The organism is Kitasatospora sp. NPDC001132, assembly GCF_053598415.1.
Genome location: NZ_JBSFKF010000017.1, coordinates 173,997 through 185,484, shown reverse-complemented (window position 1 = coordinate 185,484; position 11,488 = coordinate 173,997). Strand labels below are relative to the sequence as shown.

Below are 11,488 nucleotides of genomic sequence, written 5' to 3'. Positions count from 1 at the left end.
GGGTGTGGGTGGGGCCCGCCCGTTCGGGGTGCCCCCCGGAGGGCGCCCACCCCGCTTCCGTGGACGGCGGAGGGGCACGGCGGAGGGGTGACGCGTTCCGGGCGGTCTCCGCCGGCCCGACGGGTGCCGCCAGGTACACCCTGCGGCTGTCGGCCAGGGGCCCGGCCGGCACATGACGGCCGTACGAGGGCCGGGCCTGGTGCGAGCCGCGACGGGGTCGGCGGGCCGAGTGCCGTGGTGGCGTCAGCGGCCGGGCGTGTTACCGGAGTTCGGCCGACGTGGCGCCGGTGTCCGCCATCGGGTCGGCGAGCACGGTGTCGGTTTCGTCGACTGAGTGGCTGCTGTCGGCCTTCACGGTCTGCTTGATCCAGTTCGCGTAGGCGGGCGCGCTGGTGTACAGCCCGGGGCCGGTCGAGCACGGCACACCCAGGACGCCGGGGCCCGAGGTGACGCCGACGAGCTCCCACCGTCCGTTGCGGGCCTTCTGGAGCTGCGGGCCGCCGGAGTCGCCGTGGCACGCCATGGCCTTGGGCTTGGGGCTGACCGTGCACAGCCTGGTCGGGTCGGCGAAGCCGGGTGCGCATTCGGACTCGGCGCCCAGGCGGGTGTTCAGCTCCTGCAGGTGGTCGGGGAAGTCGAACTCGCCGTCGACGGTGGTGCCGAAGCCGAGGAGCCGGGTCGGGGTACCCGGGCCGCCCGCCTCCTTCGCGATCCTGATGGGTTGCTCGGAGACGGGCCGGTCGAGGCGGATCAGGGCGAGGTCGTTCCTGTTGGGGCCCTGATTGTCGCCGTTCGCATAGCCGGGGTGGACGAAGGCCTGGTCGATCTTCCGGACGGTTCCGCCGGTCTTGCGCTGGTCGCTGCCGATGCGGACGGTGCCGTCGAGTTCGATCTGGCCGGTCACGCAGTGCGCTGCCGTCAGCACCCACTGGCGGTCGATCAGCGACCCCCCGCAGTTGCCGTCGAGCAGGCCGGCCTCCGGGGCGGACATCGGGATCACCGCCATGAAGGGGTAGCGTTCGGTGGAGTCACCGCCGTTGACGATCGCCCCGGCACTGCCCGCCATGAGGGTGGTGCAGGCGACGGCGGCGAGGGTCCCGACGGTTGCGGCGCGGACGGCACGGCGACGGGACGGCTTGGGACTGAACACGGACGGTTCCTTCCGTTCGGGGATTCGGATGTGCTCAGCCTGTACGTTCAAGATCGGCTGGACCATGGCGCCGGCCGGTGGATGCCGTGTCGGGGCAGCAGGTCGGCGAATGGGGGGAAATCCCCCTCTTCGGGCAGGCCTCAGTGGCCCCGGCCGCCGCCGGGGCCGACGCCGGTCGCACCGGCCAGGAGGCCGCGGCGGCTGGCGGACGGACGTCCACTGGATTCGTCCATGGCAGCCGGCCCACCGGACGAAGGCGAACCGCGCGGTCCGCCGCGTGAACTTTCCCGCCGCTCACCCGTGCGCGACACTGCTGGGCGTGACGAGTGTGAACGGCGAGGACCGGCGGGTGATCCGCACCCTGATCGCGGACGACCAGGAGGCCGTCCGGCGCGGTGTGCGAAGGATCCTGACGACCCAGCCGGACATCGAGGTGGTGGGCGAGGCGGCGGACGGGCTGGCCGCGCTGGAGCTGGCGGCCGAACTGCGGCCGGACGTCGCGCTGGTGGACATCCGGATGCCGCGGATGGACGGGTTGGAGCTGACCCGGCGGCTGGCCGGTCCGGGGGTGGCGGAGCCGGTGCGGGTGGTGGTGCTGACCACCTTCGACCTGGACGAGTACGTGTACCCGGCCCTGCGGCACGGGGCGTCCGGCTTCCTGCTGAAGCGTTCCGGCCCGTCCCTGCTGGCCGAGGCGGTACGGGCGGCCGCGGACGGGGAGAGCCTGATCAGCCCGTCGGTCACCGTCCGGCTGCTGCGGCACGTGACGGTGCCGCGCCGCCCGGACCGCCGTCAGGCGGCTCCGGTGGTGCCGCTGACCGAGCGGGAGGTGGAGATCGCCGGGCACGTCGCGGCGGGCCGCACCAACGCGGACATCGCCGCGGAGCTGTTCATCTCACCGGGCACGGTGAAGACCCACGTCGCCAGCATCCAGCGCAAGCTCGGGGTGGGGAACCGGGTCGGGATCGCGGTGCACGCCTGGGAGATGGGCTGGGCGGCTCGGTAACGGCCACGGGCCCGGCAACCGCCACGAGCGCGGTAACGGCCATGGGAGGGAAGGACGGAACGCGTCCACGGGGCCGAGGGGATGCTCCGTGGACGCGTGGAACCTGTGAGACTGGGGTGGCCTCCGGACGTGGTGTCCTCCGGCCGGTAGTTCGATCGTCGACCGAGGTAGTGATCAGCGGCAGACCCTGATCCGTCTCGATCTGTCGCCACTGCCTCCTGCGGTCGAACTATTTCAGCTGCCTCACAGGTCCATTTCCCATCATGCGCCTCCCACGCGCCGTGCACCAGGGGTGTGCGGCACGAATCCGGGCAATTTTTCACAACCCGGGCAGTCGGGCTTCAGGTGCGCGGGCTTCGGTCCTGCGGGTCTCAGGTACGCGGCCAGCCGTCCACGAAGCTCAGCGTCCGCTGGTACGGCCCCTCGGGCCCGGTGCTGCGGTACTCCTCGGTGCTGCTGCCGGTCCGGACGGTGCGGTCCCCGTCGTGCCGCACGGCGGTGGGGCGCAGGGTGTGGTCGACGGTGGAGCGCTCGGTGACGTGGCCGCCGGTCGCCGCGGTGGCCTCGCGGTGGTAGCCGAGTTCCATGGCGGTGGTCTGGTCGCTGTTGCCCGCCGCGTCCCGGCTCACCCGGTAGGAGACGTCCAGCGGTTCGCCCTCGTGCACGGTGGTGGTGCGGTGCGGGCCGCCGCCCCAGGTGGAGGTGGTGCGGGTGAGATCGGTGCCGTTGCGCAGCGTCAGGTCGTTGCCGCCGTCGCGCAGCCGCTGGGTGGAGCGGAAGGCGAGTTCGTCGCGGACCTCGGTGGTGATCCGGCCGTGCGAGGTCTGCACCCAGCCCCGGGCGAGGTCGTTCCGGGCGGCGGTGACCGTCCAGTCGCCGCTGCCGCCGCCGTGGTCGGCGAGGTCGGTGGCGACGGTGGCCTCCGGGGCGACCCGGTGGTCGGTGAGCTGTCCTGTGGTGCGGGCGGCGCCGTGGTCCGTCTCGGCGAAGAGGTTGACCTGGCCGGTCCAGACGTCGTTGCTCTGCGCCTCGGCGGCGTTCACGGTGACGCCCACGGCGTGCGGCCGGCCGTCCAGCAGCAGCCCGACGTACGGGGTGAGGTCGAGCCGGTAGGCGGGCAGGTCGAAGGCGAAGACGCCGGGCACGGGCCGCCAGAGCAGCGGGTCCCAGCCGCCGGTGTAGATCACCGGGTACGGCCAGACGGCTCCGGCCACCCGGCCGTCCACGGTGAGCCGCAGCTCGCGGAACGGGCCCTTGCCGCAGATGCCGGTGCCCGGGTTGGCGGCGGCGAAGGCGTCCGGTGCGGAGGCGTAGGCGAACTCCTCGCAGGCGCCGCCGCCTCGGGCGTAGACCTCGGCGGTGAGGCGTTCGAGGTTCTGCGGGAAGGTGAGGTCCCGTCCGGCGGTGGGTGCGGCCTGGGTGAGCCCGAACGGGCCGGTGGTGAGCAGCCGGTCGGCGGTGCGGGCGGCCGGCCGGTGTTCGTCCGCGGTGTAGAAGCTCAGGCTCGCGCTGATCGTGAAGACGCCCGTGTAGGTGGCGTCGGTGACGTTGGCGAGGTCGAAGGAGAAGTCCTGCGGGCCGTCCGCGAAGAGCGGGGCGTAGCGGGTGACGTCGTGCTCGACGCTCCAGGCGATGCCGTCCTTGGACGGCTCCGGGGTGGAGGAGAGCAGCACCTGGACGCCGCCGACGCGGACGCTGAAGATGCGGTCGAACTGCCGCCCGGCGACCTGCCCGTGGAGGTCCAGGACCACCGCCGACCAGGGGCCGGCGCAGTCGGCGGGCGGGGTGAGGGTGGTGGTGTACGGGGTGTCCGGCGGGTTGCCGTACCCGTTGCGGAACTCGCGTTCGTGCATCACCTCGACGGTGCAGGAGCGGGTGTCGGGGCGGGTGAGCGGCTTGGTGGCGGTGACCGGGTCGTGGTAGTCGGTGCCGAAGTCGGCGTGGGCCGGACCGGCGGCGGTGAGGGTGCCGGCCAGGGTGAGGACGGCGGCGCCGACCAGACCGGCGGCGCGGCGGAGCAACGGGCGCAGGGCCAAGGCGGGTTCCCGGGGTCGGGCGGCCCGCGGACGGGTGCCGCGGGCCGGTCGGATGATCCGGGAATCCTTCCGGGGGTGGCATGCCAGCGTCAAGGGATGGCGTCCGTCCGTCGCCGCGCCTCCGGCGGCGTGGCGGCCCGCTTTCGTCGAGGCCGGCGAGTGCGACCCGGGGACGCACCCTGGCTGCCGGTGCGAACCGTCCATACGCTGAGCGGCATCCTGCTCCGCCGTAGTGGCACCCTCACAGAGAGTTCGCATCATGACCGGACTTCGCCCCGCGGTCCCTGCTACTTCCGCCGCCCCTGCCGCTCCCGCTGCTTCCGCCGCCTCCGCCATCGAGGTGTCCGAGGAGGTCGCCCGGGCCCTCGCCGACGGCCGGCCGGTGGTCGCCCTGGAGTCGACCATCTTCACCCACGGCCTGCCGAGGCCGCGCAACCTGGCCGTCGCCCTGGAGGCGGAGGAGCGGTTGCGGGCGGCGGGCGTCGTCCCGGCCACGATCGGGGTGCACGCCGGGGTGCCCACGGTCGGGCTGAGCACCGAGCAGATCACCGAACTGTCCACCACCGACGGCCTGGAGAAGGTGAGCCTGCGCGACCTCCCGGTGGTCGCCGCGTTCGGCCGGCACGGCGGCACCACCGTCGCCGCCACCGCCTTCCTCGCCCACCGCGCCGGCATCCGGGTCTTCGCCACCGGCGGCCTGGGCGGCGTGCACTTCGGCGCCTCGGAGAGCTTCGACGAGTCGGCCGACATCACCACCCTGGCCGCCACCCCGGTCACCGTGATCAGCGCGGGCGTGAAGTCCATCCTCGACATCCGGGCCACCCTGGAGCGCTTCGAGACCCACAACGTCCCGGTCATCGGCTACCGCACCCGCACGTACCCGGGCTTCTACGTCTCCGACTCCGGCCACGAGATCAACTTCAGTGTGGAGTCGCCCGAGCAGGCCGCCAGGGTCATCGAGGCCCGCGACCGGCTCGCCCTGCCGCAGGCCGTCCTGATCGCCAACCCGGTCGACCCGGCCAAGCAGCTGCCGCCGGAGGAGCTGGACGGCATCCTGACGCGCGCCCGGGCCGAGGCCGAGCGGCAGGGCGTCACCGGCAACGCCTCCACGCCGTTCCTGCTCGACTTCATCCGGCGGGACACCGGCGGGCGCAGCCTGGAGGTCAACGTCGAGGTGTACCGGGGCAACGTCCGGCTCGGCGGGGAGATCGCGACCGCGCTGGCGGCGGGTGGTCCCGGTGGCATGGCCGCCGGTGCCGGTGGCATCGCTTCGGCCGTCCCCGCCGAGACCGGGGCCTGAGCCGTGCTGGGGGTGCTCGGCGACCTCGTCGAGGACATCGTGGTCTGGGCCGACGGCCCGCTGCGGCACGGCACCGACTCCGGCGCCCGGGTGTTCCGTCGGCGCGGCGGCAGCGCGGCCAACGTCGCCCGCTTCGCCGCCGGGCGGCACGCGGCGCGCTTCCTCGGCTGCGTCGGCGCGGACGCGGTCGGGGACGGCCTCGTCGCCGAACTGACCGGCCACGGCGTCGACGTACGGGTCTCCCGGCGCGGCCGGACCGGCAGCGTGGTGGTGCTGATCGACCAGGACGGCGAGCGGACCATGCTGCCCGACCGGGGCGCCGCCACGCTGCTGGAGCGGGTCCCGGACGCGTGGCTGACCGGGCTGACCCACCTGCACGTGCCGGCCTACTCCTTCGACGGCGACCCGGTCGGCAGCACGGCCGTCGACGCGCTCGTGAGGGTCCGGCGGGCGGGCGGCACCACCTCGGTGGACGCCTCCTCGACCGGCATGCTGGAGAGGTTCGGGCGGGAGCGGTTCCTCGCGCTGCTGGCCGGGTTGGCGCCGACCTTCGTGTTCGCCGACCGCTCCGAGTCGGAGTTCCTCGGGCTGCTGGTGGGCGGCCTGCCCGGGCCGGAGCGCGTCCGGCTGGCGGTCACCACGGTGGTCACCAAGGCGGGCGCCGGGCCGACCACCGTCGACGTGCCCGGTGAGCCGCTGCTCGTGGTGCCGGTGCCGCCGGTGGCCGAGGTGCGCGACCTCACGGGGGCCGGGGACGCCTTCGCGGCGGGGTTCCTGGCCGGCTTCCTGGACACCGGGGACCTCGGGCGCGCGGTCGGGCTCGGGCACCGTGGCGCGGCCCGGGTGCTGGCCTCGCCCGGGGCCTCCTGGGGCGGGGAGTGACGTTTCGGCGGGCTTCCGCCGAGCGCGGTCGCGTGCGCCGGGCCCGGGGCGCTCGGGCGCGGCGCTACTGGCGTCCCGGAGCCACCTGAGCCCCGGAGCCACCTGGGGGCCGGCGCTACTGCGGTCCCGGAGCTACTTGGGCACCGCGTCCTTGCGGAGGAAGTGCTTCAGCTTCTGCCAGGTCCAGGTGTTGATCACGTCCTCGGCGGTGAGCCAACCGCGCTGCGCCGTGCCGATGCCGTAGCGCGGGTAGGCGAGGTGGCCGGTGGCGTGCGCGTCGCTGTCGACGGCGAAGCGCACGCCGTGCCGCCTGGCCCGCAGGATGTCCTCGTCGCGAAGGTCGAGCCGTTGCGGGGAGCTGTTGATCTCGATCGCGGTGCCGGTGCGTGCGGCGGCCTCGAACACCGCGTCCAGGTCGACGTCGATCGGCCCGCGCCGGCCGATCCGACGGGTGGTGAGGTGGCCGATGACGTGCACGTACGGGTTCTCGCAGGCGCGGATCAGCCGACGGGTCTGGGCGGCCCGGTCCAGGGCGAAGTGCGAGTGCACGGAGGCCACGCAGACGTCGAAGCCGGCCAGGAACTCGGGCGGCCAGTCCACCCCGCCGTCCGGGCCGATGTTCAGCTCGGTGCCGTGCAGCAGTCGCAACTTCTTGTGCCGATCGGCGAGTTGCCGCAGTTGCTCGCGCTGGGCGAGCATCTTCTCGTCCGTCATCCGCTGCATCACCAGGTCCGGGGCGTGGTCGGTGACGGCGAAGTAGGAGTAGCCGCGGGCGGCGGCGGTGTCGACCATCTCCTCCAGGGTGGCCAGCCCGTCGGTCAGGTCGGTGTGGGTGTGCAGGTCGCCGCGCAGGTCGGACTCCTGGACCAGGTCCGGGAGTCCGCCGTCCAGCGCGGCCTCGATCTCGCCCCGGTCCTCGCGCAGCGGCGGCGGGATCCACGGCAGGCTGAGCGCCGCGTACACCTCGTCCTCGCTCTCCGAGACCACCTTGGCGCCGCCGTCCACCTCGAACAGCCCGTACTCGGAGAGCTTCAGCCCGGCCCGGACGGCCATCGTGCGCAGCTTGATGTTGTGCGCCTTCGAACCGGTGAAGTAGACCAGCGCCGCTCCCCAGTCCTCCTCCGGTACGACCCGCAGGTCCACCTGTACGCCCTGGGTGGTACGGACCGAGGTCTTGGTGCTCCCGCTGCCGATCACCTCGGTGACGTACGGGAGTTCGGTGAGCGCGGCCATCAGCGGGGCGGAGTCCTCGGCGGTCGCGAGCACGTCGATGTCGCCCACCGTCTCGCGCATCCGGCGCAGTGAGCCCGCGTACGCGCAGCGGGTGCAGCCGGGGACGGCGGAGAGCGCGGCGACCAGCTGCTCGGCCAGCTCGGTGGCGGTGTCCAGCAGGGTGCGGCCGCCGGACTGCCGCATCAGGTCGATGCCGTGCAGGATCTTCTCGCCGCTGCGCTCGCCGAAGCCGGGCAGGTCGGCGAGCTTCTCGGCGCGGGCGGCCGCGGCGAGTTCGTCCACCGAGGCGATCCCCAGGTCGCGGTAGAGGGCCAGGGCGCGCTTCGGCCCCACGCTGGGGACGGCCATCATCTCCCGCACGCCGGACGGGATCTCGGCGCGCAGCGCCTCCAGGGCGGGGATGGTCCCGGTGGCGAGGTACTCGGCGATCTTCTCGGCGGTGGACTTGCCGACGCCGGGGATCTGCTGCAGGCCCTTGACGTCCAGGTCGGCCAGGTCCTCGGGGTGGCCGCCGACCGCGCGGGCGGCCTTCTCGTAGGCGCGGGCCCGGAAGGCGTCCCCGCCGGTGATGTTGATCAGGTCGGCGTACTCCTGGAGCAGTTCCCTGACCTGGTCGTTGAGCCGGGGCATGGGGCAAGTCTAGGGGCGGCGGCATGGGCCTGCCGGGTGTGCGCTCCGCCGGGTGGAGCGGCGGTGAGCGGGCGTACTCCGCGGGTCGTACGGGGCCGGTCTCCCGGGGGCGGACTTCCGGAGGCGGACTCCCGGGGGCCGCCCTACAGGGGGCCCGGTCGTCGGTCGTCCCGGGGTCAGTCGTACGCGACGGTCAGCAGCAGGATGACGGTGAGCCCGCCGCCGGGGGTGGGCTCCACCGCGAGCCGGGCGCCCGAGGCCACCACCAGGCTCCGCAGGGCGGGCCCCACCGGGCCGTCCGTCCGTCCGCCCCCGATCAGCCACGCGCGTGCCTCGGAGGGCTCGTGGGCACCCTGGTCGGAGACCCGGATCTCCACCCGGCCGAGGGTCTCCGCCGTCCTGCCGGGCGCCCGCAGCACGGAGGCGCCGCCCGCGACGTCGGCCCGGACCAGCACCCGGCCGCCCAGCGGGCTGCGCCGGATCGCGTGGTCGACCAGGCCGGCGACGGCGGCCTCCAGCCGGCGGGCGTCCCCGGCCACCACCGGGAGTCCGGGCGCCACCCGCACCGTCACGGCCGCCGCCCGGTCGCCGCCGCGCACCACCCGGCGGAGCACCTCGGCCACCTGGACGTGCCGGGCCGTCGGCTCGCAACCCTCCTGTCGGCCCGTCCACCGCAGCCGCTCCAGCTCCGTGCGGCTGAGCGCCCTGGGCGCGGCCGGCGCGCCCGGCGAGTACGGGCCGGGGCCCTCCTGGGCCTCGGCCCTCGCCCGTGCGCCCACCCGTCCGGGCCGGCCCCGGCGTCCGGTGCCGCCCGCCCCGACGGCCCCGACGGTGCCGCCGAGCGCGCCGAGCGCCCGGACTCCCGACGCGACGTAGCCCCAGAGCCTCCCGCGTGCCATCGCCCTGCCCCTCGTGCTCCCCGGCGGCCGTGATCCGATCCGCGGCCGACCGCGGTGGGCCGACCTCCGGGCCCTTCCTGCCAGCCTGCGCCCTCGGCCGCCCGGGTGACAATCCCGCTCCGGTCCGCGGTCCGTCCCGGGGCCCCCGCCGAGCGGCCGGCCGGGCACCCGCCGACTGGCGGGCCCGGGGTCCGGGCGCGGTCCCCCTCGACGAACCGCACAGAGCCGAACCGCAGAGCCGGACCGCAAAGCCGACCGAACCGCAAAGGGTTCTTCGCAAAAAACCCTTTGCAAAGAACCCTTTGCGGTTCTAGTCTCCTGCCATGACCGAAGAGCACGGCTGGAAGCACAGCGACGACCAGCGCGCCGTCGCCCTCACCGCCGAGAGCATGCGGGCGATGGCACACCCCGTACGTCTGCGGGTGGTGGGTCTGCTGCGCAAGTACGGCCCCTCCACGGCGACGCGGCTCGCCGCGGAGCTGGGGATCAACTCCGGCGCGACGAGCTACCACCTGCGCCAGCTCGCCGCCGCGGGCTTCGTCGAGGAGGACGAGGGGCGCGGTAACGCCCGCGAGCGCTGGTGGCGTTCGGCCCACCGGCTCACGGTCTGGACGGTGGACGACATGGCGGACGAGCAGCTGGGCGAGGCCGCCGGCTATCTGCGGTCCGTGCTGGCCGCGCACACCCTGGCGGCCCAGCGCACGCTGGACGCCTTCGAGGCGATGCCGCGGGCTTGGCGCAAGGCGGTGAACCTGAGCGACCTGGTACTGCAGTTGACGCCCGCCGAGGCCGAGCAGCTGTCCGGCGAGTTGAGCGAAGTGATACGGCGCTACCGCTGGCTGGGCGCCGAAGGGCCGGTTCCGGAGGGATCGGAGCAGGTGTCCGTCGTCGTCCACGTCCTGCCGGACGTGCGCGACGACACCGACGAGGGGGGAACCACATGACGAGCACCACCACCACGAGAACCGCCACCGACGGGCCCGGGCGCAGCTTCCGCCCGCTCGTCGGGGTACTGACCGCCTCCGTCGTCTCGGTGACGGGCACCCGCGTCTCGGCGATCGCCCTGCCCTGGTTCGTCCTGGCTACCACCGGCAGCGCCACCATGACGGGCCTGGTCGCCTTCGCCGAGATGGCGCCGTACGTGGCGGTCAAGGCACTGACCGGGCCCTTGGTGGACCGGATCGGGCCGCGGACGGTGTCCTGGACGACGGACGCGGCCAGCGCGGTCGCGGCCGGGCTGATCCCGCTGCTGCACGCGCAGGGGTTGCTCCCGTTCCAGGTGTTGCTGGTGATGGTCGCGGTGATCGGGGCGATGCGCGGCCCGGGGGACTTGGCCAAGTCCGTCATGGTCCCGGAGGCGGCCGACCGCGCCCGGGTGCCGATGGAGCGCGCCACCGGGCTGTCGGGTGTCGCCGAGCGGCTGGCCTCCACCGTCGGCCCGGCGGTCGGCGGCGGGCTGGTCGCCCTGGTCGGCCCGCTCGCCGGGCTGGCGGTCAACGCGGGCACCTTCGCGCTCGGATCGCTGATCATCGCGGTCGCGCTCCCGCGCGGCATGGGGCGCTCGGCGGTGCCGGCCGCTGCCGCCGACCCGACCGAGGAGGAGCAGCCCGCGGGCTACTGGCGGATGTTCCGCGAGGGCTTCACCTTCCTGCGCTCGGAGCCGCTGCTGCTCACCGTCACCGTGATGGTCGGCATCACCAACCTGATCGACGCCGGTTTCACCACCGTTCTCGTCCCGGTCTGGGCGCGGGAGTCCGGCAACGGCCCGGCCGCCATCGGCCTGATGACGGCCGTCATGGGCGCCACCGCGGTCGTCGGCAGCCTGATAGCGGCGGCCGTCGCCTCCCGGCTGCCCCGCCGGACGGTCTTCTTCGCGGGCTTCCTGCTGTGCGGCATACCGCGTTTCCTGGTGCTCGCCCTTGGCGCGCCGATGTGGCTGGTGCTCACGGTCTTCGCGATCGGCGGCTTCGGCGGGGGCTTCCTCAACCCGATCCTCGGCGCGGTGCTCTTCGAGCGGGTGCCCCGCCACCTGCTGGGCCGCGTCCAGGCCCTCAGCGGCTCCCTCGCCTGGGCTGGCATCCCGCTCGGCGGGCTGGTCGCCGGTGCGGCGGTCGCCATGGTCGGGCTGATACCCAGCCTGATCGCCAGCGGAGCCCTGTACTTCGCCACCACCACGCTGGCCGGGCTGCGCCCCGAGTGGCGTGAGATGGACCGCCTCCGCGGGCACGCGGATGGCGCAGGCGAGGCGGGCAACGCAGGCGAGTTGCGCAACGCGAACGGTGCGGGCGGTGCGGTGGCCGAGCCGGAACCGGCGCACAGCGCGTAAGCCGCCCGTCGGCGCGGCTGACGGGC

General features: G+C 74.2%; 9 protein-coding genes. 5 read left to right on the top strand and 4 right to left on the bottom strand.

What is annotated here, in order from left to right; translation table 11 throughout:
• Nucleotides 1-259 precede the first annotated feature (259 nt).
• Nucleotides 260-1,150 (bottom strand): S1 family peptidase, encoded by an 891-nt coding sequence (locus tag ACWDBE_RS23070; RefSeq protein WP_449793232.1) that lies wholly within the window; start codon nucleotides 1,148-1,150, stop codon nucleotides 260-262.
• 319 nt (nucleotides 1,151-1,469) lie between these two features.
• Between ACWDBE_RS23070 and ACWDBE_RS23065 the strand changes: the two genes are divergently transcribed.
• Nucleotides 1,470-2,156, top strand: a complete 687-nt coding sequence (locus ACWDBE_RS23065) for a response regulator (RefSeq protein ID WP_449808921.1) — start codon at nucleotides 1,470-1,472, stop codon at nucleotides 2,154-2,156.
• Nucleotides 2,157-2,527: 371 nt separating this feature from the next.
• Here the strand turns inward: ACWDBE_RS23065 and ACWDBE_RS23060 are convergent, their stop codons facing one another.
• Entirely contained in the window at nucleotides 2,528-4,192 is a 1,665-nt protein-coding gene (locus tag ACWDBE_RS23060) for a peptide-N4-asparagine amidase (RefSeq protein WP_449808920.1), read from the bottom strand.
• A gap of 259 nt (nucleotides 4,193-4,451) precedes the next feature.
• Between ACWDBE_RS23060 and ACWDBE_RS23055 the strand changes: the two genes are divergently transcribed.
• A complete protein-coding gene (locus tag ACWDBE_RS23055) occupies nucleotides 4,452-5,492 on the top strand; it encodes a pseudouridine-5'-phosphate glycosidase (protein ID WP_449808919.1) in 1,041 nt (346 codons plus the stop codon).
• 3 nt (nucleotides 5,493-5,495) lie between these two features.
• Entirely contained in the window at nucleotides 5,496-6,374 is an 879-nt protein-coding gene (locus ACWDBE_RS23050; RefSeq protein WP_449808918.1) for a carbohydrate kinase family protein, read from the top strand.
• A 132-nt stretch (nucleotides 6,375-6,506) separates the two neighbouring features.
• On the opposite strand, the gene polX is transcribed toward ACWDBE_RS23050, so the two are convergent.
• On the bottom strand, nucleotides 6,507-8,237 hold the full coding sequence (gene polX / locus ACWDBE_RS23045; protein ID WP_449808917.1) for a DNA polymerase/3'-5' exonuclease PolX: 1,731 nt from the start codon (nucleotides 8,235-8,237) through the stop codon (nucleotides 6,507-6,509).
• Between the two features lie 176 nt (nucleotides 8,238-8,413).
• Nucleotides 8,414-9,136 carry a hypothetical protein gene (locus ACWDBE_RS23040; protein ID WP_449793226.1) on the bottom strand — a complete coding sequence of 241 codons (723 nt, stop codon included), beginning with the start codon at nucleotides 9,134-9,136 and terminating at the stop codon, nucleotides 8,414-8,416.
• Nucleotides 9,137-9,459: 323 nt separating this feature from the next.
• On the opposite strand from ACWDBE_RS23040, the gene ACWDBE_RS23035 reads away from it, so the two are divergent.
• The gene (locus tag ACWDBE_RS23035) at nucleotides 9,460-10,080 is read left to right on the top strand and encodes a helix-turn-helix domain-containing protein (RefSeq protein WP_449793225.1); all 621 of its coding nucleotides are present in this window, start codon (nucleotides 9,460-9,462) and stop codon (nucleotides 10,078-10,080) included.
• Nucleotides 10,077-11,462: an MFS transporter gene (locus ACWDBE_RS23030; RefSeq protein WP_449808916.1), complete on the top strand. Its 1,386-nt coding sequence runs from the start codon at nucleotides 10,077-10,079 to the stop codon at nucleotides 11,460-11,462. Before ACWDBE_RS23035 ends, ACWDBE_RS23030 begins: the two co-directional genes overlap by 4 nt.
• Nucleotides 11,463-11,488: the final 26 nt, after the last annotated feature.